Genomic DNA, 25,128 nt, shown 5'->3' with positions numbered 1-25,128 from the left:
TTACATCATAAGGGCAACGTTTTACGGCAAAGTGGTTGCTTTCTTCCTGTCGGTTCAAGTAATTGCCAAGAACAGGCGATTGCCGGATGGGTGGAATTCGATGGACCAGCTTAACGTCGACAAACTGACCGATCGGCAAAAGGATTGCCTGCGGCTGGTCGCGCAAGGATTCACATCAAAGGAAATCGGTCGACTTCTTGACCTGTCACCCTCGACCGTCGACAACCATGTGACCAGCGCCGTGCAGAGCCTTGGCGCGCCAAATCGCGGATCGGCCGCGCGGGCGCTTGCCGAAATCGAGCTTGGGCAGAAATTGCCTAGGCAACCGCAGGCGCTTGCCCAAACCGACCAAAACGCCATCCTGACTGCCGAAGCGGGAGGCAGCAGTTTCGGCCACACATTGCGGCGATTGCTGATCCTTCCCCCGGTAGGAGGGAAGAGAAATGACCTAGATGGCACATCGCGAACATTGCGTATCCTGCAGGTCGCGGTTCTGGCTTTGGCGTCGGTGATTGCATTGACGATCCTGGTATCCGGTCTCTTCCGGACATTCGGCTGAACCACACACCCTTGAACACGGCACCAGCGGCGGACCAGAGCTGCGTCCTGCAGGATGCGTTTCTGATTTTCCGGCAAAGGTCGGCAATATGCAGGTCGAAGCCACCACCCCGACTTGCATATTGCCACGGTCGATGGTCTTGACAGGACATGCCAACTACTTCCCTCCCCGACGCTCTGATCATCAGCCTGTTCTGGGTTTTTGCAGCCTTGTGTTGCGGTTTCGCCGCAATTACAGGTGGCAAAACGGGTCGCGCAGGCGCTGCGATGATCATGGCAGCAAGCGTCGCTTCAGCAGTAGCTGGCGAGTTCGGAAGCTGGGCACAAACCCATATTCCCGTCATGGCCATCGACCTATGCCTTCTATTGGGCTTTTACTGGCTTGCCCTGCACAGCCAAAGTTTCTGGCCTATCTGGGCCACCGGTTTCCATTTGATTTCGGTAACATCGCATCTAGCGATCTTCTTCAGCGAAGGAGTCCGGCAGATGCTCTATTACGGATTTGGGGCATTCTGGTCGTTGCCGGTGATGCTCACCATGGTGATCGGTATCGCTTTGGACCGCGCGCGATTTCCAGTGGAGTCCTGAATCGTCTGCAACCCGCTGGGCATAACCGGTCAAGCCTGACCGTCCAGCAGAGCTTGGACCACGGGATCAATGATATCGCCATTGGCTGCTCCCTCACTATGGTTGACGCTGGAGAGCTGGCAGCACGAACTTATGCTGTTCAGCGCTATCTGGTTTCTGGTTGGGGCCATTGATGACCTGATTGTAGACGCTCTATGGTTGTTGCACCGATCCGGACGGTGGCTGGCACGCTATCGGATCGCCCCCCCGATGCGCGCAAGCGAACTGCCTGACCCGCAAGTTGCGGGCTTGATCGCCATCTTCATCCCAACTTGGTGCGAAGCGGACGTCATCACCACCATGCTCGCGCGCTGTCGCAACGCTTGGGTCGATAATGGCACGCATTACCGCATTTACATAGGTTGCTACCCGAATGATCGCGTCGGCGTGGCGGCCATAATGGCTGGTTGTCGACAATATGGAAACGCCCGCCTCGTGCTGTGTGACCAAGATGGACCGACTTCGAAAGCGGACTGCCTGAACCGACTGTGGAGCGCCCTGACACGTGACGAACTTGCCGCCGGGTTAAAAGCCAAGGCAGTCGTGCTCCACGACGCTGAAGATATGGTCCACGCCGACGAGCTTCGAGTTTACGACTATCTGATCGAACGGGCGACCGCGGTGCAGCTGCCGGTGATTCCCGTGCGCGTTCCGGGCTCACGCTGGATCAGCGGTCATTATTGTGATGAGTTTGCCGAAGCCCATGGCAAGGCGCTGGTCGTGCGCGAAGCTGTGGGGGCGGCGATCCCGCTGGCCGGTGTCGGATGCGCGATATCGCGGACACATCTTGGCCGGATCGCGCTGAAAAATGGCGGCCTGCCCTTTGACCAATCGTCGCTGACGGAAGATTATGAGCTGGGTCTGGGTGTTGCGGGGGATGGCAATCGAACGATTTTCGCTCGCATCCAGGATGCATCGGGCCAACTGGTGGGCACTCGCGCCTGCTTCCCTGACACGCTGGGTACTGCGGTTCGGCAAAAGGCGCGCTGGATGACAGGGATTGCGCTTGCGGGGTGGGACCGGCTTGGCTGGCAGGGCGGATTGATCGAGTTCTGGATGCGCATGCGTGACCGAAAAGCGGTTTTTGCAGCAATTGTTCTGACGGCTGCTTATGCCTGTATTTTCCTGACGGCCCTCTTAATTCTGGGCCAGCTTGCGGGGCACCATCAACCAAAACCTTTTGGTGATTTTCTGCTGATAGTCTTGGCCATCAATGCAGTTCTGCTGATCTGGAGGCTAACAGTGCGCGCCTGCTTTGTCGCCCGCGTGCACGGCAAAGGTGAGGCGCTGATATCGGTGCCGCGAACGCTGATCGCCAATATCATCGCGATCATGGCGGCAAGGCGCGCGGTGACCGCTTATCTCCGCCATATCCTGGGTGCTGCCTTAAGCTGGGACAAAACGGCGCACAGCCATTTTCCGGGTTCGTCGTCCAGCACGAACTAAGCCCCAATCAACCCTCGCCAAACAGGTCCTGCTGGGTTGTAGAAGGCCCGCTACCAAAAGAAGGTTTCGCCTTTTGCGCTGGTGCTTTGCCTCCCTGCACCAATGCCTCGACACCGCCATCGCTAAAATTGAGGCGCACGACCCCTGCCGCCATAGCCTGTCTGCTGCTGACGATGGTTGACTTGCCATCAGCAGTTGTTATCCGCGCAAAACCACGGGCCAGCGGCGATTCTGGATGGAGCGAGTTGAGCAGCCGATCGAGCCCCATCAGCCTTGATTTGCGTTCCGCCAACTGACGTTCGATCAGCGCCGTCGGCAACCGAAGCGACTGTAACCGTTCTTCCGACATTGCCACACGGCGCCGCAACATGGCGGGCGACAACCGACCGCAGACCCCTGCAAATGCAACCCGTGCAAGGTCTGCCCGCTTTTCCAGCCCCCTACGCAGCCGATCTGCCAGATCGTCAGCCTTCTGCTGACGCACCCCGATGATGTCGACCGCCTTTGGCAACAGCCTGATTTGCGCCGTCAGCCGTTCGCGCGCCCGGTCGACAAAACGGCGAAGCCCGCCGGTAAGCCGCATCCCGTTTTGCGTAAGTTGCTGTGCAAGATCGAGCCGTACGGGTACCGCCATTTCGGCGGCAGCCGTCGGTGTCGGCGCACGCAAATCGGCGGCATAATCGCACAATGTCGTATCTGTCTCGTGCCCGACCGCCGAAATAACCGGGATCGAAGATTCAGCAACTGCGCGAACCACCGCCTCCTCGTTGAAGGCCCACAGATCCTCGATCGATCCACCACCACGCGCGACAATCAGCAAATCAGGGCGCGCCACCGGGCCATCTTCCGGCAGTCCGGAAAAGCCGCGAACGGCTGCGGCTATTTGTGCAGCCGCGCCATCGCCTTGCACCATCACCGGCCAAAGCACCACATGGCTGGGAAAACGGTCCTCAAGCCGATGCATCATATCGCGGATTACTGCGCCAGTAGGCGACGTCACGATACCAATCGTCCGTGGCAAATAGGGGATCGGTCGTTTGCGCGCGCCGTCAAACAGCCCTTCCGCTGCCAACCGCGCTTTCAGCTTTTCGAACAGCAGCATCAGCGCGCCTTCGCCGGCCAGTTCCAAACGGTCGGCAACAATCTGGTAGCTCGAACGACCGGCATAAGTGGTAAGTTTTCCGGTCGCGATCACCTCCAGCCCGTCCTCGGGCGCAAAAGGTAGCCGCCCGGCATTACCCTTCCACATGACTCCGTCGAGCTTGGCGTCAGCATCCTTCAGACTGAAATAGAGATGCCCCGATGCCGCCCGCTTGAATCCGGAAAGCTCACCGCGCACACGGACATGGCCAAAACGATCCTCGACCGTCCGCTTCAACGCGTTCGAAATTTCGGACACCGACAGGGCCGGGGCATTGCTGCCAGCCTTGGCCTCGGCTAACAGCCGCGCATTGCCTTCGTCATCGGGAATCGGGGAGTCCATCACTTGAATATCTTGCTTATCGGTTCGGGTGGACGCGAACATGCGCTGGCGTGGCGGCTTTCGCAATCGCCTCTTTGCGAAAAATTGTTCGCAAGTCCCGGCAACCCGGGAATCGCCGAATGCGCTGAGTGTGTGGATGTCGATCCGACCGACCATGAGGCGGTGATTGCATTCTGCGCCGCGAAACACATAGAGTTTGTCGTAGTTGGCCCCGAAGCACCGTTGGTCGATGGGCTGGGCGACAGCCTGCGCGCAGCTTGTATCAAGGTATTTGGCCCCAATGCCAACGCCGCTGTGCTTGAAGGGTCCAAGGGCTTTGTGAAAGATCTGTGCGCACGGGAGAACATTCCAACCGCCGCCTATTCACGACATACAGACAAATCTGCAGCTCTCGCCGACCTGCCGCGGTTTGGCCTGCCCGTCGTCATAAAGGCGGACGGGCTGGCGGCTGGCAAAGGCGTTATCATTGCCGAGACAGAAAGCGAGGCCCGCGAAGCCATCGAACATATGTTTGGCGGCGGCTTTGGCGATGCCGGAGCCGAGGTCGTGATCGAAGAGTTCATGACCGGCGAAGAGGTCAGCTTTTTCGCGATCAGCGACGGCCAAAATGTCGTGCCTTTTGGATCGGCGCAGGACCACAAGCGGGTCGGCGATGGCGATACCGGCCCCAATACCGGCGGAATGGGGGCCTATTCGCCTGCGCCTGTGTTTACGCCCGAACTCGAAGCCGATGTGATGGACCGCATCATCCAGCCGACCGTCAAGGCGATGGCGCGCGACAGACGGCCCTATAGCGGCGTCTTTTTCGCCGGCCTGATGCTGACGGCCCAAGGACCGAAACTAATCGAATATAATTGCCGCTTTGGCGACCCCGAATGCCAGGTGCTGATGATGCGCTTTGAAGGCGATCTGGTCGAACTGTTAATTGCCGCAGCGACCGAGGGTGGATTGGCCGCAGCCGCGCGCCCCGTTCTTTCGGATAAATATGCCCTCACCGTCGTGATGGCCGCGAACGGTTATCCCGGCACGCCCGAAAAGGGAGGGGCGATCACTATCGGAAATGTCGGCGCAGCGCGGATATTTCATGCAGGAACCGCCATGAAAGGCGATCAGCTGGTTGCTAATGGTGGCCGTGTATTGAATGTCACAGCCACCGGTGCTTCGGTAACCGAAGCCCAAGCCGCAGCCTATACCGCTGTCGATGCCATCAATTTCCCGACAGGTTTCGCACGTCGCGACATCGGCTGGCGCGAAATTGAGCGCGAGAAGTCACAAAGCTGAATGACGGGCGATGTGGTAACCGACTGGACCAGTTTTGCACTCGGTGTAGTCGCTGGTTTCGCTTTGTGCTTCTTACTTTTGCGACGAAAGCGCGTGCAAACGCCGCCAGTGCAGCCTTTACAGCCGGTCGAATTGCCACCGGATCTCAAGTCACTCGTTCTGCTCTACCGCGCCGACGGGCGCTTGATCGAGGCGGTAAAGCTGGTCCGTGAACGAACCGGGTGCGACCTGCGTACCGCCAAATATCTGGTCGAGCATGTCCGCTGACAGTCGGCCCAAATTTGGTTAAATCCTGCCACTGGACACTGGCCCTTGGCCGGTTAAGGTGCTCGCCAGATGAATCGGAACAGCCAAAGGCTGGAGGGGAGTTTTAGATGGAATCGACTGCACTCATTTTTCTGGTTGTCGGCTTAGCGGTTCTCGCCATCCTCTTTTTCGTTTTCCCCCGCAAAAAGGCGGAACCGCCCAAAGTCGCGCCAAAGATTGAAGCACCCGCCCAAACGGTATCGCCGCCAGTTGCGCCCAAAGCAGTCGAGCCCGAACCAGTCGTCGCAGAGCCTGCACCTCTGAAGGATACAGCAGCAGCGAAGCCAAAAGCGGCGGCTAAAGCCCCTGCAGCGAAGGCACCTGCAAAGGCGAAGGCGGCACCGGTGAAAGCCAAAGCGGCCCCTCCAGCAAAGGCAGAGCCCAAGGTCGAACCCGCAGCACCCAAAAAGACCAAAGCCGCTCCAAAGGCAAAGGCTGGTGCAGCGCCCAAAGCCAAGGCCGAGCCAAAAGCAAAAGTCGCTGCCCCCGCCAAAGCGAAAGCCGCACCCAAAGCTAAAGCAGCTGAACCGGTAAAAGCGGAGGCTGCGCCCAAGGCAAAAGCTGAGGCGCCAGTTAAGGTCAAAGCGGCGCCTGCTCCTGCGCCAAAGAAGGCGGCAGCCCCTAAAGCAGCAGCGCCAAAGGCGAAAGCGGAGCCAAAGGCAAAGAGCGTCGCCGCGAAACCAGCTGCCAAGCCTGCCATTCCTGACAATATCGAACTGCTGAAAGGTGTCGGCCCGAAACTGGTGACCCTTCTCAAATCGCTGGGCATTACCAGCCTAGACCAGATTGCGAACTGGTCGGCTGCCGACATTGCAGACATTGATCCGAAGCTCGGCGTCTTCACCGGTCGCATCGGACGCGACAATTGGGTCGATCAGGCCAAATTGCTCGTCGCCGGAGACGTCGCCGGTTTCGAAAAGAAATATGGCGCGCTGGGCAGCGAAATAACCAAGGGGTGATGGCAGCCGCCATAGCGGCGCATCAAGAGGGGAAGAAGGCGGGGTTGCGTAACACCCGCCTTTTTCTTTGCCTCAGGGACGATAGCGCCGCTTGGCATGCTTCACGGCATCGGCCCATTCGAAATGCACCGGCTTGAACTTGCCTGCGACATAGAGCTTCATCTGATCAGTGTAATGCGGCGAGTCCGGACGGTTGGTCGCGGCACCATAAGGCTGGATAGATTCCGAGACCACTTGCCCGGCCTTGTCCCAGCGCATCAGCATGATGAAGCTGTCGCCATGGCGCACACGCATCTTGCCATCGGGCTGTTCACCATCCCACATCGTTGTTGCGCGCAACGTATCCGTGCCGCCCAATAGAGGCAGGTCGACCTTGCCGCGCCGCAAACGCTGGATGTCGCCCAGCGCCGGGTCGAGACGACCGAAGCGCTCGCTGAATTCTTCCACCGTTTTTTGCAACGTCTCGCGTGGATCGGGCAATGGATCGTTGCGCCAGTTCGCCCGCGCTGCATGGCGTATCAGCCGTTCGGCAATCGCATCTGCCCTGCCCTTGCCGTCGCTCGACCAATCCCATTCGCGCAGCAGCTTTTGTGCCTCATCCAATTTCGCATCGCCCTTGGCATCAACGGCCAACAGGCTGTCCATCCAGGGCTTGACCCAGCTCGACTTGGCGTAGCGCGTGTCCATCTTGATCGCGAGCAGCTCTTCGGGCGTGATCAAGCTGTCGTTCATCATCAATCCGGTGCCCATCAGCCCGCGATTGGTCATGCCCAATTCGATACCGAGATAGGGCGACTGCGTCTTGGGATCGATTTCCGAACCCGGCCCTGCCGCGAGATAGGGCGTGTTGTTGGCATTTTGCACGAAGCCCGACGCGGGGCTGACGACCTTGGGGAAGCGATCGAACGGCACAGGCCCTTTCCACACCGGCGCGGAGCTGTCGCCCGGCAATATCTTGGTATAGTCAAAACCCGGTTTCCGGTCCGGGAATAACGCATTGTAGACATAGGCAATACGCCCGGTCTTGTCGGCATAGATGAAGTTCGTTCCGGTGATGCCGCCAGTCGACATCGACTTGGTCCACTCTTCCCAATTCGTCGCCTTGGTGTTGCGATAATATTGCTCGACCGCCTTAACATTATCGATCCCGGCATAGCGGATCGCGAAAGCGCCCTGATCGTTCTTGATCACAGGCCCATGCACGGACCGATAGATGGTCTGCGGGATCGGCACGGTAAACCAGCCGAATTTGACCGGCAGCCAGACACGCTTTTCTTCGAGCGGCAGCCATTTGCCATCATAGCGATATTTGTCACCCGCTTCGTTGAGCACCAATTTATAGATATCCACCAGATCAGGCCGGTTAACCGTATTGGTCCAGCCAAGATGGCGATTGTGACCAAGCAGCACGAAGGGCGATCCGGGGAACAGAGCGCCTGCCATGTCCAGCCCCTCGCCCGAATGCACAACGGCCTCGTACCAGGCGACTTGCCCCTCCAGCGGCTGGTGCGAATTGGAAACCAGCCAGGTCTTGCCGTCAGCCATCCGGCTCGGCGCAACCGCCCAGGCGTTCGAGCCGTTCATTTCCGGATCGCGCCCAATCGGCGTCATCGCCGCAGCGCTTTCATTGGGCGGCGGTTTCCCCTCAACCAGCGTCGAAATGTAATTGTCGAGCCCGTAGAAAAAGGGTGCCCGCAGCACGAAGCCGGCAACGATGTCTTTGCCATTCACCGGGAAGAGGTTGGATAGCCTTACTTCTTCGGGATGTTTCTCGGCATAATGGTTGAGCCCCGCCGCATAAGCATCAAGCACGGCCCGGACATCCGCCGGAATCTCCTCATAGCGCCGATCCACCGTGTCGCGCACGCCGAGCAGGTGAAAGACGAAATCGACCTTCGCCCCATCCTGCCCCGCAATCGCGCCATAGCGGCCGCGCGTCATCGAGACGACTTCCTCAATCGTCGAAAAATCATCCTCGGCATGCGCAAAGGCCAAACCATAGGCAGCATCGGCATCGGTCTTGCCGTTGATGTGGGGAACGCCGAAACCATCGCGGACGATTTCGACATCATAGCTTTTGGTGGGCGGCGGTGACGCGCTTTCGGCAGCAAGCGGTTCCCAGAATATCGATGCGCCGCCAATCATTGCGACCGCAGTGACCCCGCCCCATAGCCATTTGCCCATCTTCGTCTCCCCTTTGTCGATGCTATCTTGTCACTGATGTGACTTTGCCTATGGGCGTTGCATATAGAAGATTCAGGGAAAGGAAAGTTCACCCATGCGCCGTTACTTGTTCGCTCTTATCCTCGCTACCGCCAGCGTGCCTGCCTTGGCACAGGGCGTGTCGGCCGGATCGGGTATCGAACCCTCCACCGTAGCCAATTCGCAGGCGCGTCCAATTACCTTCGCAAACCGCGCTGCCGATGATGGCGTGCTCGTGATACTGATGCGAAATGCCGATCTGCCAACGGGCGTGCTTGGCAGCGCGGCTGAAGCCAGCGTCAAGGCGGCAATCGCCAATGCGAAGTTCGATGGCAAGGACGGCAGTGATCTGACGTTACGCGGAATTGGTCGCCATGCGCGTATCGATCTGGTCGGCATGGCCGGTGATGGCGATGTCGCAGACCGGCTGCGCCGGGCCGGCGGGCGCATCGCGCAGGCGATGCGCGATGAAGCGCATCCGGTGAGCATCGTCGGTGCGGCCAGCGATGAAGCGGCTACCGTCGCTCTCGGCTACAGCCTCGGCCAATATCGGTTTGACCGGTACAGGACAGTTGGCAAGTCGGTGCCATCCACCCAGCCAGCCACCATCATTGTGGGAGATGTCCGCAGCGCCGAAGCCGAATGGAAGTCACGTGGGGCAGCGCTGGCAGAAGGCGTTACGCTGACCCGCGATCTTTCCACCGAACCCGCCAATGTCATCTACCCCGAAAGTTTCGTCGCCCGCGTGCGCGAAGCCTTTGCAGGCGTACCGGGCGTCAAGATCGAAGTGCTCGATGAAGCCACGATGCGTCGCCTCGGCATGGGCACGCTGGCAGGTGTAGGCCAAGGCTCGCGCCGTCCGCCCCGCCTGATGCTCGTCGAATATCGTGGCGGCAACGGCGCCCCCATCGCCTTGGTGGGCAAGGGCATCACCTTCGACAGCGGCGGCATTTCGATCAAACCCAATGCGGGCATGTGGGAAATGAAATCCGACATGGCAGGTGCCGCCTCCACCATGGGCGCAGTCCTCTCGCTCGCCAAATCGCGCGCTAATGTGAATGTGCTGGCAGTGGCTGCACTCGCCGAGAACATGCCAGGTGGCAATGCGCAACGTCCGGGCGATGTGGTGCGCACGTATAGCGGCAAGACGATTGAGGTGATGAACACCGATGCTGAAGGACGCCTCGTGCTCGCCGATGCCAATGAATATGTCATCGCCAACCACAAGCCCGCTGCGCTTGTGAATATCGCCACGCTGACCGGTGCGGTCGGCAATGCTCTTGGTTACGAATATGCAGGCCTGCTGACACGCGATGACGCGATCGCTGCGCAAATGACCGCAGCCGGCAAAGCTGTCGGTGAAGAAGTGTGGCGGCTGCCATTGCACCCCAACCACACCAAGACCATGAAATCTGACATCGCCGATATCAAGAATTCGGCGGAAGGCGGGCGTCCGGGCGCGAGCCTTGGTGCCGCCTTCATCGGTTTCTTCGTCGATCCCGCCACACCTTGGGCGCATCTGGATATCGCAGGGGTGAACTGGGCCGACAGCAGCGACGATGTGACCCCGAAAGGTGCATCGGGCTGGGGTGTGCGCATCCTCGACGAGTTTGTCCGCAACTGGAAACGCTAACAAAAAATCACGCTCGCGTCCCTTGTGTTGCAAAAATGCAACATTACATCTTTGCCTGAGGCTTCCTAAATTGGTTTTGGGGAAGCGCTGAGACACAAGGGACGAGGGATATGAATCTCGAGAAATTTACCGACCGCGCAAAAGGTTTCCTGCAGTCGGCCCAGACCGTTGCCATCCGCATGAACCATCAGCGGATTTCGCCGGAGCATCTGCTGAAAGCACTGCTTGAGGACGAACAGGGCATGGCATCGGGCCTGATTAAGGCGGCAGGCGGCGACTCCGCCACAGCCCTGCGCGAAACCGATGCGGCGCTGGCCAAGATACCCGCGGTGTCCGGCGGTGGCGCCCAACAGACACCCGGCCTCGACAATGATAGCGTCCGCGTGCTCGATTCTGCTGAACAAGTCGCGCAGAAGGCTGGCGATTCCTATGTGACGGTCGAGCGTCTGTTGCTCGCGCTGACGCTGGGGACGGCCAATGCCGCAGGCAAGGCACTGGCGGCTGCAGGCGTCAAGGCAGAGGCCCTCAACGCCGCAATCAATGATTTGCGCGGGGGTCGCACCGCTGACACGCAAAGCGCCGAAGACCGATATGACGCGCTCAAAAAATTCGCCCGCGACCTCACCGAGGTTGCCCGCGAAGGCAAGCTCGACCCCGTCATCGGCCGCGATGAGGAAATCCGCCGGACTGTGCAGATCCTGGCCCGCCGCACCAAGAACAACCCTGTCCTGATCGGCGAGCCCGGCGTCGGCAAAACGGCGATTGCCGAAGGCCTCGCGCTACGCATCGCCAATGGCGACGTGCCCGACAGCCTGAAGAATCGCAAATTGATGTCGCTCGACATGGGTAGCCTGATTGCAGGCGCCAAATATCGCGGCGAATTTGAAGAGCGGCTGAAAGGTGTGCTCGACGAGGTCAAACAGGCCGAGGGTGACATCATCCTGTTCATCGATGAAATGCACACGCTGATCGGCGCGGGCAAGGGGGAGGGTGCGATGGACGCCTCCAACCTTTTGAAGCCCGCTCTGGCCCGCGGCGAACTGCACTGCATTGGCGCAACCACGCTCGACGAATATCAGAAGCATGTCGAAAAAGACGCCGCGCTCCAGCGCCGCTTCCAGCCCGTATTTGTCGGTGAACCGACGGTCGAGGATACAATCTCGATCCTGCGCGGCCTGAAAGAGAAGTACGAGCTGCACCACGGCGTTCGCATAACGGATGGCGCGCTGGTGAGTGCGGCAACGCTGTCGCACCGCTATATTTCGGACCGCTTCCTGCCCGACAAGGCGATCGACCTGATGGACGAGGCTGCCTCGCGCCTGCGCATGGAGGTCGAATCCAAGCCCGAGGAAATTGAAAATCTCGACCGCCGCATCATGCAGCTGCAAATCGAGCGTGAGGCGCTGAAAAAGGAAAGTGACGCTGCCTCGAAAGACCGGTTGGCTACGCTCGAAGCCGACCTTGCCAATCTCGAACAACAGTCGACCGAACTCACCACCCGCTGGATGGCGGAAAAGGAAAAGATTTCGGCCGAATCGAAGATCAAGGAAGCGCTCGACCATGCCCGCATTGAGCTGGAGCAGGCGCAGCGCAACGGCGATTTGGCCAAAGCGGGTGAACTGCAATATGGCACGATCCCAGGCCTCGAAAAGCAACTGGCCGATGCCGAAGCTGCCGCTGGCAATGCGATGCTGCGCGAGGAAGTGACGAGCGAGGATATCGCCTCGGTCGTCAGCCGCTGGACCGGCATTCCGGTTGACAAGATGATGGAAGGCGAGCGCGAAAAGCTGCTCAAAATGGAAGAATGGCTCGGCGCACGCGTCATCGGGCAGAAGGATGCGGTCTTGGCCGTGTCCAAGGCGGTGCGCCGTTCACGCGCTGGCCTGCAGGATCCGAACCGCCCGCTCGGCAGCTTCCTGTTCCTGGGCCCCACCGGCGTCGGCAAAACCGAGCTGACCAAGGCGCTCGCCCAATATCTGTTCGACGATGACAATGCGATGGTGCGTATCGACATGAGCGAGTTCATGGAGAAGCACAGCGTGTCGCGCCTAATCGGCGCCCCTCCGGGCTATGTCGGTTATGATGAAGGCGGTGTGCTCACCGAAGCCGTGCGCCGCCGCCCTTACCAGGTGGTGTTGTTCGACGAGGTTGAAAAGGCGCACAGCGATGTCTTCAATGTGCTGCTGCAGGTGCTGGACGATGGTCGCCTGACCGACGGTCAGGGCCGCGTGGTCGATTTCTCGAACACGTTGATCATCCTGACATCGAACCTCGGCAGCCAGTATCTGGCAGCACTGGGCGATGATGAGGATGTCGAGAAGGCCGAGCCGCAGGTGATGGAAGTCGTCCGCGCACATTTCCGCCCGGAATTCCTCAACCGGCTCGACGAGATCATCCTGTTCCATCGCTTGGCCGCGCAGCATATGGCACCGATTGTCGACATCCAGGTCGGCCGTGTGCAAAAACTGCTCAAGGATCGCAAAATCATTATCGAACTCAGCGATGGTGCGAAAGGCTGGCTGGGCCGCGTCGGTTACGACCCGGTTTACGGCGCCCGGCCGCTGAAGCGTGCGATCCAGCGCCATTTGCAAGATCCGCTAGCCGATCTGATTCTTAGAGGCGAAGTCCCCGATGGATCAACGCTGAAGATAGAGGAAGGTGACGGCGCTCTGAAATTCTCCGTCAAATCATCCAAGTGAACGTTTGACGCAGCGCGCAATCTGCTGGCATAAAGTTTCCTGAAGAGGGAGATCGACATGTCGAGATTGCGCGCTGTTTCAATTGCAACCTTTGCCTTGGTCCTTGCCACTGTTCCGGCTGGTGCAAAGGACAAGGATGAAGCCAAAGTTGCGCCAAAAATTTTCCAGGATGTGGTTGATTGCCGCAAGATAGCGGCGGATGCCGAGAGGCTTGCTTGTTATGACAGCAAGGTCGCTTCGCTGGAATCGGCTCAGCAGAGCAAGCAGCTTTACATTGCCGACAAGGAAGAGGTGAAAAAGAGCCGCCGTGGCCTGTTCGGCTTGGCGCTTCCTGATCTTGGCATTTTCGGTGGCGATGATGAGGATGACGCAGACGAAGACATCATCAAGCAGATCGAGGCAGTGATCAAGTCCGTTCGCTCCAGTTCCACAGGCTATGTATTCACGCTCGAGGATGGTGCGGTCTGGGCGCAGACCGAAGATCGCTATCCGGGTATTACACCCAAAGCCGGGCATAAAATCGTGATCAAGCGCGCGGCAATGGGCAGCTATACCGGTTCGGTGGAAGGCCGGCCATCGTTCCGGATCAAACGCCGGATTGACTGACATCCGGTCCTATGGCCAGCTTATTGCCACCCCCTCCAGACTGGCAGATTCGTGCCGCTTCGGCGGCTCGTATGTTCAATGCCGGAAATATATCCGCAGCGTTGCGGGAGTTGCACACGCTCTACACTCGCCCACCGCAGCATCTGGATACGTTGATGCTCATGGGCTTTGTCGCGCGGGCGGGCGAGCTTGGAGACGAGGCTGAGCGATGCTTTGCCGCAGCTCATCGACTGGCACCGACTGACGTCCGTGTCTGGAACATCCATGCCAACAGCCTGGCGGCCAACGGGAGGTTTGACGAAGCGCTTTCCGCTTTCAGATCTCTACTCAAACATGATCGCAAGTCGCTGGATGGTTACATAAACTTCGCGTTGACGGCAAATGACGCTGGTGACTTCGCATTAGCAGCAGAGATGGCGGAAAACGGCTTAGGCATGTTTCCCGGTAATGCGCGATTGATAGGTATCAAGGCCCTTGCGCTCAAAAATTGCGGCGAAATACCATCAGCATTGCCAATGTTCGAAGCCGCAATCCAAGCCGAACCAAATCGGGCACTAACCCGGAAAAATCATGGCGCGGCCTTGATGGCAGCAGGGGAATTTGAGTCGGCACGGGCGGAGTTTCAGCAGGCAATCAATCTTGGTTTAAACGATATTCCGACGCATTGCTGTCTCGCGGCAGCTGAATTGGAATGCGGCGACATTGATGGAGCAATCTTGCGCTATCAGCAGGTGTTGTCGGCGGCACCAGATCATGACGAGGCATCGCTGGGATTGACGCGGATATTGGTGGAATATGAACGGCCCGAAAATCCCTTTGCGCATTGGGCAAGCTATGCAAGGTCGCGGCCCGGAGAAGCGGACGGTTGGTTGCGTTGGTTGTTCGCGACGCTTGGCCACAACCGCTATTCGGAAGCGGACGAGATTGCGACCGAAGCGCTTTCATACCTAGCCAACGACCCGGCGATACGGGCAATCCGACATTTTTCGCGTGCGATGGGAGGCAATGCAAGTGATGAGCTCGGTCCATTGAAGGACCTTGTCGATTCAGACGCGGCAAGCTTTCGCGAATTTCTGGTGCAGGTGGCGATCAAGGCTGGTGACGGCAAGTTGGCTGAACAACAAGCCACGATATTGACTCACGTGGTACCACTCAATCAGGCAGCTTGGGCCTATCTTGCGACAGCATGGCGTATGTTGAACGACGAGCGCGAATTCTGGCTGTGCGATTATGAGAGACTGGTACAACCGATTGAGGTTGAAGCGGAAGGTTTCGATGGCTCGGCCGGATTCGCACATGCTGTGGCTGAAACCTTGGCCGCGCTACATCAGACCCAATATGAGCCGGGGGATCAGTCGCTCCGTAACGGAACGCAAACGTCAGGGTCCTTATTTGATCGCCGCGATCCCATGATCGCCCGTTTGAAACTGGCCTTGACCGTCGCAATAAACAATTGGGTCAACCAATTGCCCGATGCAAGCGACCACCCCTTTCTGAAGCGCAAAGGCACCGCTATCCGCTTTTCCGGATCGTGGTCGGTAAAGCTCAGACCCGGCGGATTTCATGTCCCGCATTTTCACAGCCAAGGATGGATTAGTTCTGCCTATTATGCGCAGCTGCCGTCAATTATGGACAATGCGACCGAAAAGCGGGAGGGATGCATTGGTTTTGGTGAACCCCCGGCAATCTTTGGGCTCAACCATCCGCCCCGCAGGATTATAATCCCCAAGACAGGAACTTTGGCATTATTCCCATCCTATATGTGGCATGGCACAATACCCTTTTCCGGTACTGACACGCGGTTGACCGCAGCCTTTGATATGGTGCCGTTTAACGCCTGAAATTGGTTTTGGTTTCCAAACCGGCCATCGTGGTGCCGCGACTTGCAGATGCGGGCCGCGAACTTTGCTGCTGTCGGTCAAGCTCTGCGACGAACCGGCCTGCCCCAAGTGCACAAACGAAAACGGCGGGGCACAAAACCCCGCCGTTCCGTTCTGGCATTGTCAGGTTCGATTAGAACTTAACGCGTGCCTGGATGGTGTAGTTACGACCCAGTGCATAGGGATCGTAGAAGCTGATGTTCGTGTTTGCCTGTTCAAAGTAACCGGTCGCCGTGACGGGCGGATACTTGTTGAGCAGGTTGTTCACGATCGCCGTAAACTCAAAATTGTCACCGATCTGCTGACGCAGCGACAAGTTGAGCAGGTTGAGATCGGGAATACGAGCGCTGTCGGGGAAGAAGCCTTCAAGCTCTGCACCAGCAAAGTTTTGGCGTCCACCCTTCTTCCAAACGTGACGGAGTTGCACGGTTGTACCGTCCTTGCGGAAACCAGCCGTCAACGCGTTGCCGTACTTGATCGTTACGCCACCGATACCAGAGAAAACCGTATCGGAGTACTCTGTTGTACCAATCTTGTAAGAGTCAACATAGGTGAACACGTTCGACAGGCTGAAGCGACCGCCCAGAGCTTCGACCGACCAGTCGAGGCCAACGTCAACACCCGAGGTTTTCAGCGGAGTTGCGCTGTTGGTAACCGTGGTATCTACGCTGGTGATCTGACCAGTACCCGGATCGCGTACGATGCGAGCGCATGAGGCCGCGTCACCGCCATTGTAGCAACCGGCGATGAAGAAGCCAGCACCCAAGCCTGCAACGCGGTTGGTCAACTTGATGTTGTAATAGTCAGCGGTCAGCGTGAGCGCACCACCTACAACATTGTCAAAGTTGAGCACTGCACCTGCAGTCCAGGTTTCAGCTTTTTCTTCCGAAAGATTCGGGTTGCCGAATGCGAAGGCCTGTACCTGACCGTTAGCCTGCGCAAAACCGGTGAAGTTTGCACCCGGAGCTCCGGCTACGCAACGAGCAAGAACTGCCGCAGAACGAGCAGCCGTATCGTTGCAAGGATCAACATAGGACGGGAAGCCCTGGTCACCATTCTGGAACAGTTCGAAGACGTTGGGCGCACGAGCCGCACGGTTGTACGAAGCGCGAAGCTTCAGGAAATCGACCGGGGTCAATTCCGCTTCAGCCTTCCAGTTGAACAGGCCGCCAACCGACGAATAGTCAGAATAGCGAGCACCGGCACCGACCGACAACATGTCGAGGATCGGCAAACGGATTTCGCCGTAGACTTCCTTCACACTGATCGAACCGGCAAGGCTCTGAACTGCGTTGAAGCCATAGATGTCGCCGGTGCGCTGGGCATCGTCAACAATGCCTTCACCGCTGTCCTTGCGATATTCCGCACCAGCGGCGATACCGATCGGGCCACCAGGAAGTTCACCGAGCGAACCAGTGAGGTTGACTGCGGCACGAACCTGTTCGAATGCCTCGGTTTGCTGCGTATCGACGCGAACAAAGCTGAGCATCGCCGGCGTGAGCGTATCTGCACCAAAGAGGTTGATGGGAACGCAACCCGGAAGCGAACCGGCTGGGCAGCTGAGCAGACCCTGTGCAACGGCGGTACGGTTGATGTTGCCGATACCGCGAAGCGAGTTGTCGACGCGACCATAGCTGAACACGCCGTTGACTTGCCAGTTGTCGCTCAGATCATGTTCGAGAATAGCACGAACATTGACCGCATTGGTCTTGAAACGACCATCGCGCGGACCGGTTTCAGAGAAGCGACGGTTGATAACGAACGGTTCGTTTGCAGCCGAAGTTTCTACGCAGTTTGCAGCCGGTGCATCATTGGCAGTGTCGCCAACGGTGCGGCATGCAGCAGCCGAGGTGAAGCGGCCTGCGTCAAATGCCGTGCCGCTTGCGCCTACGCCAGCCGTACGAGCAAAATAGGTGCGGGCAGCAAGTGCAGCAGCCAGATCAGCCGGGATGAAGGGCGCTGCGGTGGTTACCACAATGCCGGTCGCCGGAGTCGGAGCCAGATTGACCTGCTGGTTGGCGTTGGTGAACGAGGTGTAGACGTTGAGACGGGTCTTGTCGTCAAACTCGTAACGACCAGTGGCCGTCAGCGTCAGACGGTCATAAGGCGTGATCAGATAGTTCTGCGGCGCAAAGTTATAACGCGACGAACCATTTCCACGGATCGGAATCGTGCAGAAACCTCCACTTGCCAGAGGAGAAAGCTGGCGCGCATCGTTGAACGATACCGTACCTGTCGAACCAACGTTTACGCCCGCAGTTGCGGTGTTACAATCGGTATTGGCGCCGGCAAAGGTCGACGGCAAGAGAGTCGACAGATTGCGGAACTGCGTACCGGCCAGCGTCGATGCGGCAATAGTGCCCCAAGGGGGAGTGGCCGAACCACCGCCAGCAGCGATACCAAACCCATCCGGGAACAGCGTGGCGATCTGCGAAGGATCGGTTACGGTGCGAGCAGGATAGCCCGTGCCGACATCAACATTCGGATCGAACAGAAGCGCGCCTGATACGCGGCTGTAATTGTAACGCGACTGGCTAACCGAGCTACGATCGGTGAACGAGCCATAAACGGTCAGGTTGCCCTTGCCGTCGGCAAAGTTGCCGCCAACGAGGCCCGACACGTTGAAACCGAAACCGGTACCGTCTTCCGAAAGGCTGGTCTGACCAACGAGTTCGACGCCTTCAAAGTCCTTCTTCAGGATGAAGTTGACAACCCCTGCGATAGCATCCGAACCGTAAACGGCCGATGCACCGCCGGTCACCACGTCGATACGCTCGATCAGGCCGGTCGGGATCTGCGACACGTCGGTCACGCCCGTGGTGGTCGAAGCCGGCAGACGCTCACCATTCAGAAGGATGAGGGTACGGCCGGGTCCAAGACCGCGAAGGTCGATGGTCGAGAAGTTTTCACCGCCCGAGTTGTTCGAAACGCGGGTATTACCGGCAACAACCTGCGGCAATTCGTTCAGAAGCGTTTCAACGGTGGTGGTACCGGTCAAAGCAACCTGTTCGGCGCTGACAACGGTAACCGGGCTTGCCGCTTCGATGTTCGGACGCGCAATGCGCGAACCGGTAACGATGATGGCTTCGCCTGCTTCTTCCTCAGCCGCTTCGTCCTGTGCGAACGACGGCGTCGAAATCAGCGCGAGACCGAGCGCAAGCGGCGCGGTCGCATATTTGAATTTGCTAATACGTGTGTTTTTCACGTTTCCAGCCCCTTAATCTGAATTGGCATTGGCCTCCCCTCCCATTTGAAGAGCCGACCTTGCCGGTTTCGACTTCTCTGTTGGCCTGCACGGAAAGAGGACGCACCTCACCCGCGCAAAACACCAGATTGCCTAGGGTGTTGGAACAAAACGTCGGGCAGGGCAAAGAAAATGTCGCAAGAACACTTAGTTTTGTGGGTGGCTGTCACTATTTTGCAACAGATTGGCAAACGGGCGCGATGCGATTAAATAGTTGTTAGCAAGTTCAAAGGATCGACCCGGGCAGCGTTCCACTTCATACCCCAATGCAAATGCGGGCCACTCGCTCTACCCGTCGCGCCAACTTTGCCGATTACCTGCCCCTGGCGGACATGCTGACCCTCTTCGACCAACAACTCGGAACAATGCAGAAAAGCGCTGTTCAGGCCCATTCCATGGTCGATCATCAGCAAATGCCCCTCCAGCGTAAAGGCATCTTTTGCTGCCAGCACGACGACACCATCGGCAGGTGCGACAAATGGCGTGCCGGCAGGCATCGCGATATCGAGGCCGCTATGATAGCTGCCGGGGCTGCCATTGTAGATTCGCTGCGCTCCGAAACGCCCCGATATCCGGCCCCGTAATGGCCAGACGAAATCCTGCCGCCAGCCATCGCTCTCCACAGCCCTTGCGCGTGCGGCATTGATTCGCGCAAGTTCAGGCCCCCGCCTTGCCTGAAATTCGGCAGTGGTTTTGGCGCCGCCCAGCGGATTGGCGTTCACATGCTGAATTTGCCAGTTTCCGGGTTTGACGGGCAAATATTGCTCGACACGCCGTCCGTCCGCCAGAGTGGCCACCAGACTTGCACTGTTTTCAGAATCGCGGTCAAAGCCGATGAGGAAAAAGCCATCCGCTGTCAGCGGCATCTGCTTTCCATTGAACAAAACGCTTATGGCTCCAGATGGTGCCCGCGCCACACTAACGGAACCCTGCACAGGATCGCGTGCGAGCCAGAACCGTTCGCGATTACTTGCGACCGGCGTTTGATTTTCGATTACCGCGGCAGCAGGCGTTGGCGGGCTTGGCAAAGGCGCGGCGGCCTGTGGTGGTATTGCCGTGCACGTCATGAGCGCGGCAAAGGCAAGCAGCGAAACAGACGAACGAGCGAGGTTCATCGAACACTTATCGCTGTGCGAGCGCCGCTTTCACGGAAATCTCGGCGCTCGCATAAGGCTCCTGCCGTGAGACGCTCCAATAACGCAACTCATCAAGCGAAATCGTTTCGCCCGTGACGGCACAGACCACATGGTCTCCGCTCGACAACATACGAAATCCGTTGGCCATATAATGCAATTTGGCCTGTTTATTGCGGTTCATCATCAACATGGAGCCAATATGGCGCAAAAGCAGGATTTCGGCAACTGCCGCGCGGCAATTGGATTCTAACCATAATTATATGGCAGGCCGGATAGGATTTACGCTATTTTAGAACTGTGGGCGAAAGCAGGGGTCTTGGCATAGAGAAACTATCGGCTGCACAGGTGGAAACCTTGCAGCATGTTTACGCGCATCGAAGTTCCAAGGAAATTGCCCGAATCATGGGCGTGTCGCCCCATACCGTCGACGAGCGCTTGCGGCGGGCGATCCGCATCCTCGGTGTGAATTCGCGAATCGAAGCGGCCCGGCTGGTGGCGGGAGAAGTACAGCCTTCGACATATCAACCTTTGATATATCAGTCTTCGGAGCTGGTAGAGGGCAGAATTGCAGCCGATGAGCAGGCTGCCCCGGCCGGAAGGGTCGAGTTAGGTGCGCTCAGCATCGGCTACCCCTTTCCGACCAGGGCCAGGCCAACCAACACGCATGGCCTGAGAGAGCGGATTTTATGGCCGATACTGATTGCCTTCGGAACGATCATGGCCTTCGCCGCGCTCTACGCCGTCCTTCTCGGTCTGGGGGCCATGCTTACTTGACCGGGTCAATAATTTCGCCGCCCGCGAGGCGGCATAGAGACCAACAGGGAATAGGAAATGCTCAAAGAACGCCTAGTTGCTGCAGAGCGTATTGCAGCCGAATTGCATGATGCCGAACACGCCATCGATCAGGCCATTGTCAAAATTGCCCAGCTGGCAGCAACGCTACCGATTGCACGAATTGATACCAATATGTCTGCGATCGTCGGACAGGAAGCTGTCGCAAAGGTCACGCAGGCAGTGGCGGCGGCCGGTCAGGTCCGCCAGATGATGACCGAGGCGCATCAGGCGCTGGGCGAAACGCAAAAGCAGGTCGGCCTGGGTGCGCGCATGTTCGGGGCCGGCTTGAACAAGCCGCCAAGCGGTAGCCATGTTGTGCCGTTGCCGCTCAATCAGAATGGATCAGAATCGCCAACGGGATTGGCCGCAGGCGTAGCCGCCTGAGGCGCAGCGAGCAGAGCGGTAAGGACGATGGATCACAAACTTCTGTATTACATCGTCCTTGCTGCCACCCTAGCCGCAGCCTTCTGGAGAGGTGCACGAAGCGAGCGTTGGGGTGCGGTGACAGCGTTGGCGGGTTCGCTCGCATCGACGCTCACCGCACTCAACGCAAACTGGAGCGGACTGATCATCCAGCTTCTTGTCATCGACCTGCTGGTCCTTGCCAGTTTCTGGTGGCTGGCGATCCACAGTCGCCGCTATTGGCCCTATTGGGTCACCGGCTGGCAACTGGTCGCGGTGCTCGTGCACCTGCAAAGGGCTTTATTCGATGACATCTTGCCTGCACCTTATGCATTGATGACTATGTATCTGGCTTACCCGACGCTGCTATTGATCCTCTTTGCATCGCTGCAAAACCAGCGAAGACCTTCTGAAGCGATGGGCTGAAACGCCAACTTCCAGTCTCCGCTCACGGAACAGTCCCCACTCATCCTGAAAGGACCCCCGCCATGCCGGGTTTCAAGGGGCGTGCCCTTATCTATCCCGGTCTGCTCATCGCAGGCTGGATTGTCGGTCGCAGTATCAGCCTGTCTGCATCGCCTCCCGCATCGATTGCGGAGCCCGCCCTGCCCGCAGAGACGCGAACGGCAGGAGGGGGGCTGCCATCGATTGGCGTCGCCTGCCCGATGCCGGTTCCGAACTATCCAACAGCCCCGCCTCAATATCTGCCAATGCCGCCCCGCTTTCTATATGCCGGGATGCATCGGCACGCGCGGCATGCTTTTTCTGCTGGCAGGGCAGATCCTTCCCTTGCACTTGCCCATAGGCCGGCGCCCTACACCGGTTTACCGGAAACCGGATCGTTTCAGCTCACCGCCCTTCCGGCTACTGCCCAGGCGCAGGCAAAAGCTCAACCCTACGCCGCTTTGCCCAAACAACGGCGACTGCAGTTTTACAGCTATAATTTCTGGCGGCAGGGCAGTGCTGGCGCGGCGCTTGCCCCCCAAGCACAATATGGCGGCAGCCAATATGGCGCGATTGCGACCTGGGACCCACTCGGCAGCGCAGGAAAAGGGCCGGCATTGCTGGTGCGCGCTTCGGGCACGCCGGACGGACTGCAACAGGAAGTTGCCGTCGGGGCAAGGTGGCAGCCTGACAGGAAATGGCCGGTATCGCTATCGGTCGAGCGCCGTTTCCGTTTCTACGGGGCCGATGGTTTCGCAGCCTATATAGCGGGCGGTGTTGATCGCGTACCGCTGATTGGGAAGCTGACACTCGATACCTATGGGCAAGCGGGCTATTCACTGGGCGGCATATCCAGCCCGTTTGCCGATGCTCAGGCGCGGGTGCAGCATCCGCTGGCCAAACCACTTGGCATCCCGGTCCGGATTGGGGCCGGGGCATGGGTGGGTGGCCAAAAAGGCGCCTATCGGGCCGACATCGGGCCGACGCTGTCTGCCCAGGTCGACAACCGTTTCGCCGACTTCACTTTGCAACTCGATTGGCGGAAACGCGTGGTCGGCAATGCGGCGCCGGTCGATGGCCTGGCCCTGACCGTCGCGACAGACTTTTAGCCCTGCGTCCGACCGCGTTCGATTACAGCCATGCGGCGCGCCTCAACCTCGTCGGCGCTCACCTTACCATTGGCGGCGGTCGATACGCGTGCCTCATGCGCCATCGCTTCGCCAAAGGGTAGCGCATAGCCATCGTCGATGATGCGCTTATAGGTTTGCACCATCACCGGATCGACCGATGCGATATCGCGGGCAAGCGCCTTGGCGTGGGTCATCAGTTCATTTGCAGGCACGACAAAATTGACCAAGCCCCAGTCAGCGGCGGTTTCGGCATCAAGGAAGTTGCCGCTGAACGACAATTGCTTCGCACGCGAAATGCCAATGGTGCGCGACAGTTTTTGCGACAAGCCCCAGCCGGGCATGATGCCAACCCGGGCATGGGTATCGGCAAAACGGGCGTTGGTAGAGGCGATGAGGATGTCGCAGGCGATCGCTACCTCAAACCCGCCCGTGATGGCGACCCCGTTGATGGCACCGATCACTGGCTTGCGGCAAATCTCGATTGCTTTCACCGGATTTTCGTCGGCGCTTTCGGCATTGGCCGCGCCCAGATTGCTGGTGTCTGCACCCAATTCCTTGAGATCCAGCCCAGCGGTAAAGGCGCGCTCACCTGCGCCGGTCAGGATGACGCAACGGACGCTGTCGTCGGCATCCACAGCCCGCATCGCCTTCGCCAATTCCGCCCGCAAGGCCCGCGACAAGGCATTCATCGCCTCCGGGCGATTGAGTGTGACAACGGCGATGCCATCTTCGATTTCGGTTAAAACCAGTGCCATTCGACGCTCCTCATTCATTATTCACTTCAGGCGCTGGCTCGCTGGCGCCAGTTGCACCTTCAAGATTGGCGCTTTGCAGCAGCCAGCCCGGGAAACGTGATTGTGCCTCAGCCACGATGCGGTCCTTCGCGGCAGCCACTTCGTCCGCTTCTGCACCGCGATCGCGGTTGACGATGGCGCGTCGCGCCTGCGCATCGATCAGAATGCTTTCGCGTCCAATCAGACCTCCGACGGTCAAACTGGAGAGGATTGCCTCGACCTCTGCGTCACGCTGTTCAAGCGCGCTAACGCGCCGGTTAAGCTGATCCTGCGACTCTTCCGCCGCATTCGTCTGTCGTTTCACCTGTGCCATATCGACAAGCACTTCGCGACCAAGGCGCTGCCCGCTCGCCTTGGCAAGATCGTCGCCGAGCGATGGTGTGAATTTGTCAACCAGCACCACGCCTTCCACCGAAACATTGTCACCAACAATGCTAACATTCAAATTTTCGATCCGGTCGCGGGGTTGCAACAGCCCTGCCAGTTCGGATTGGACGATCGCCCGCGCCCGCACCTCGCGACCGATATTGTCGAGCGAGATCGCCAGCGGAATCGACAGAACGCCCAGGGTGGCAATGATGCCGACCAATTGCACTGCCGTATGTTGCGGGGTCAGCGATGGCCCGAAACGGTTGATGCGGGCGACAATTGTTGCCGCAAAGGCTATGGCGAGCGTATTCGTCAGGAACAGCAAGGCGGCACCAGTGGCAAAATCTGCCCTGCCAGTAACAATGCCGAAGCCAACCGTTGCCAAAGGCGGCACCAGCGCAGTGGCAATCGCCACGCCGACCATGACACCGCTCATGTTGCGGATGATGGCGATAGCTCCTGCTATGCCACCGACGACTGCCACGCCAAGATCCATCAACGTCGGCTGTGTGCGAGCGCGCAATTCGGGGGTGACATCCTGGATCGGCGAAATGAGGATGATAAACATCGCCACCAGCACCGCCAACGCCATACCTGCGGCAAGCGTCACCAGAGACCTTCGGATGAGCCCAAGATCGATGGTGGCAACGCCAAATCCGACCCCCATGATTGGCCCCATCAGCGGCGACACCAGCATGGCGCCAATGACCACAGCTGTCGAACTTTGCAGCAAGCCAAGCGTGGCAATTGCCGAGGCCAGCGCGATCAGGATCAGAAACTGCCGGTCGAGTCGGGCATCGCGCGCAACCCCGGCAAGAGTTAGGGCACGACTTTCGTCGGTTCGTTCCTGCGCGGACAGATCAACAAAAATGCCGGAGCGTTCAGCCCCGGCATGATTGGTTGCGCTGTCCGATCCTGATTTTCCTGACCGGCTCGCCATAGATTTCGTACCTCAGAGCTTGCTCGTGAGTTCCGGGACCACGTTGAAGAGGTCACCGACAAGGCCGATGTCCGCGACCTGGAAGATCGGGGCGTCTTCATCCTTGTTGATGGCGATGATGGTCTTTGAATCCTTCATGCCCGCAAGGTGCTGGA

General features: G+C 58.6%; 21 protein-coding genes and 1 pseudogene. 14 read left to right on the top strand and 8 right to left on the bottom strand.

What is annotated here, in order from left to right; all coding sequences use genetic code 11:
* Positions 1 to 100 precede the first annotated feature (100 nt).
* From PKC81_RS03365 to PKC81_RS03355, 3 genes are all read left to right on the top strand, one after another.
* Entirely contained in the window at positions 101 to 559 is a 459-nt protein-coding gene (locus PKC81_RS03365; protein WP_324333222.1) for a LuxR C-terminal-related transcriptional regulator, read from the top strand.
* Between the two features lie 149 nt (positions 560 to 708).
* Positions 709 to 1,146 carry a hypothetical protein gene (locus tag PKC81_RS03360; RefSeq protein WP_324333221.1) on the top strand — a complete coding sequence of 146 codons (438 nt, stop codon included), beginning with the start codon at positions 709 to 711 and terminating at the stop codon, positions 1,144 to 1,146.
* A gap of 69 nt (positions 1,147 to 1,215) precedes the next feature.
* Positions 1,216 to 2,631, top strand: a complete 1,416-nt coding sequence (locus PKC81_RS03355) for a glycosyl transferase family protein (protein ID WP_324333220.1) — start codon at positions 1,216 to 1,218, stop codon at positions 2,629 to 2,631.
* Between the two features lie 7 nt (positions 2,632 to 2,638).
* Here the strand turns inward: PKC81_RS03355 and xseA are convergent, their stop codons facing one another.
* The gene (xseA, locus tag PKC81_RS03350; protein WP_324333279.1) at positions 2,639 to 4,114 is read right to left on the bottom strand and encodes an exodeoxyribonuclease VII large subunit; all 1,476 of its coding nucleotides are present in this window, start codon (positions 4,112 to 4,114) and stop codon (positions 2,639 to 2,641) included.
* 3 nt (positions 4,115 to 4,117) lie between these two features.
* Here xseA and purD point away from each other — a divergent pair, with 3 nt between their 5' ends.
* The 3 genes from purD (at position 4,118) to PKC81_RS03335 (ending at position 6,660) form a co-directional block, all read left to right on the top strand.
* Entirely contained in the window at positions 4,118 to 5,395 is a 1,278-nt protein-coding gene (gene purD, locus PKC81_RS03345) for a phosphoribosylamine--glycine ligase (RefSeq protein ID WP_324333219.1), read from the top strand.
* Complete coding sequence (locus PKC81_RS03340; RefSeq protein ID WP_324333218.1) at positions 5,396 to 5,662, top strand: hypothetical protein; 267 nt, start codon at positions 5,396 to 5,398, stop codon at positions 5,660 to 5,662.
* A 107-nt stretch (positions 5,663 to 5,769) separates the two neighbouring features.
* The gene (locus tag PKC81_RS03335) at positions 5,770 to 6,660 is read left to right on the top strand and encodes a hypothetical protein (protein WP_324333217.1); all 891 of its coding nucleotides are present in this window, start codon (positions 5,770 to 5,772) and stop codon (positions 6,658 to 6,660) included.
* 72 nt (positions 6,661 to 6,732) lie between these two features.
* Here the strand turns inward: PKC81_RS03335 and PKC81_RS03330 are convergent, their stop codons facing one another.
* A complete protein-coding gene (locus PKC81_RS03330) occupies positions 6,733 to 8,844 on the bottom strand; it encodes an acylase (protein WP_324333216.1) in 2,112 nt (703 codons plus the stop codon).
* A gap of 94 nt (positions 8,845 to 8,938) precedes the next feature.
* On the opposite strand from PKC81_RS03330, the gene PKC81_RS03325 reads away from it, so the two are divergent.
* From PKC81_RS03325 to PKC81_RS03310, 4 genes are all read left to right on the top strand, one after another.
* A complete protein-coding gene (locus PKC81_RS03325; RefSeq protein ID WP_324333215.1) occupies positions 8,939 to 10,495 on the top strand; it encodes a leucyl aminopeptidase in 1,557 nt (518 codons plus the stop codon).
* A 110-nt stretch (positions 10,496 to 10,605) separates the two neighbouring features.
* Entirely contained in the window at positions 10,606 to 13,194 is a 2,589-nt protein-coding gene (gene clpB / locus PKC81_RS03320; RefSeq protein ID WP_324333214.1) for an ATP-dependent chaperone ClpB, read from the top strand.
* A gap of 57 nt (positions 13,195 to 13,251) precedes the next feature.
* A complete protein-coding gene (locus PKC81_RS03315; protein WP_324333213.1) occupies positions 13,252 to 13,800 on the top strand; it encodes a hypothetical protein in 549 nt (182 codons plus the stop codon).
* 11 nt (positions 13,801 to 13,811) lie between these two features.
* Positions 13,812 to 15,641, top strand: a complete 1,830-nt coding sequence (locus PKC81_RS03310) for a putative 2OG-Fe(II) oxygenase (protein WP_324333212.1) — start codon at positions 13,812 to 13,814, stop codon at positions 15,639 to 15,641.
* Between the two features lie 172 nt (positions 15,642 to 15,813).
* Here the strand turns inward: PKC81_RS03310 and PKC81_RS03305 are convergent, their stop codons facing one another.
* From PKC81_RS03305 to PKC81_RS03295, 3 genes are all read right to left on the bottom strand, one after another.
* Entirely contained in the window at positions 15,814 to 18,885 is a 3,072-nt protein-coding gene (locus PKC81_RS03305; protein WP_324333211.1) for a TonB-dependent receptor, read from the bottom strand.
* A gap of 245 nt (positions 18,886 to 19,130) precedes the next feature.
* Positions 19,131 to 20,039: a M23 family metallopeptidase gene (locus PKC81_RS03300; RefSeq protein ID WP_324333210.1), complete on the bottom strand. Its 909-nt coding sequence runs from the start codon at positions 20,037 to 20,039 to the stop codon at positions 19,131 to 19,133.
* Between the two features lie 7 nt (positions 20,040 to 20,046).
* Entirely contained in the window at positions 20,047 to 20,250 is a 204-nt protein-coding gene (locus tag PKC81_RS03295; protein ID WP_298597341.1) for a DUF2093 domain-containing protein, read from the bottom strand.
* A gap of 107 nt (positions 20,251 to 20,357) precedes the next feature.
* Between PKC81_RS03295 and PKC81_RS03290 the strand changes: the two genes are divergently transcribed.
* The 4 genes from PKC81_RS03290 to PKC81_RS03275 all read left to right on the top strand — a co-directional run bounded on the left by PKC81_RS03290 (position 20,358) and on the right by PKC81_RS03275 (position 22,849).
* Positions 20,358 to 20,834, top strand: a complete 477-nt coding sequence (locus PKC81_RS03290; protein ID WP_324333209.1) for a helix-turn-helix transcriptional regulator — start codon at positions 20,358 to 20,360, stop codon at positions 20,832 to 20,834.
* Positions 20,835 to 20,891: 57 nt separating this feature from the next.
* Positions 20,892 to 21,278, top strand: coding sequence for a hypothetical protein (locus tag PKC81_RS03285; protein WP_324333208.1), 387 nt, complete (start codon positions 20,892 to 20,894; stop codon positions 21,276 to 21,278).
* A gap of 27 nt (positions 21,279 to 21,305) precedes the next feature.
* The gene (locus PKC81_RS03280) at positions 21,306 to 21,722 is read left to right on the top strand and encodes a hypothetical protein (RefSeq protein WP_324333207.1); all 417 of its coding nucleotides are present in this window, start codon (positions 21,306 to 21,308) and stop codon (positions 21,720 to 21,722) included.
* 62 nt (positions 21,723 to 21,784) lie between these two features.
* A complete protein-coding gene (locus tag PKC81_RS03275; RefSeq protein WP_324333206.1) occupies positions 21,785 to 22,849 on the top strand; it encodes a hypothetical protein in 1,065 nt (354 codons plus the stop codon).
* On the opposite strand, the gene PKC81_RS03270 is transcribed toward PKC81_RS03275, so the two are convergent.
* From PKC81_RS03270 to PKC81_RS03260, 3 genes and pseudogenes are all read right to left on the bottom strand, one after another.
* Entirely contained in the window at positions 22,846 to 23,625 is a 780-nt protein-coding gene (locus tag PKC81_RS03270; protein WP_324333205.1) for an enoyl-CoA hydratase, read from the bottom strand. The genes PKC81_RS03275 and PKC81_RS03270 overlap by 4 nt on opposite strands.
* A 10-nt stretch (positions 23,626 to 23,635) precedes the next feature.
* Positions 23,636 to 24,973 (bottom strand): DUF389 domain-containing protein, encoded by a 1,338-nt coding sequence (locus tag PKC81_RS03265; RefSeq protein ID WP_324333204.1) that lies wholly within the window; start codon positions 24,971 to 24,973, stop codon positions 23,636 to 23,638.
* Positions 24,974 to 24,985: 12 nt separating this feature from the next.
* Positions 24,986 to 25,128: pseudogene (locus PKC81_RS03260) on the bottom strand (electron transfer flavoprotein subunit alpha/FixB family protein); the annotation flags it as partial.

Origin of the sequence: Sphingorhabdus sp. (genome assembly GCF_035329025.1) — a bacterium.
Classification (GTDB): Bacteria; Pseudomonadota; Alphaproteobacteria; order Sphingomonadales; family Sphingomonadaceae; genus Sphingorhabdus_B.
Note: the sequence above shows the minus strand (reverse complement) of the source record. Positions and strands in the feature narration are given on the sequence as shown.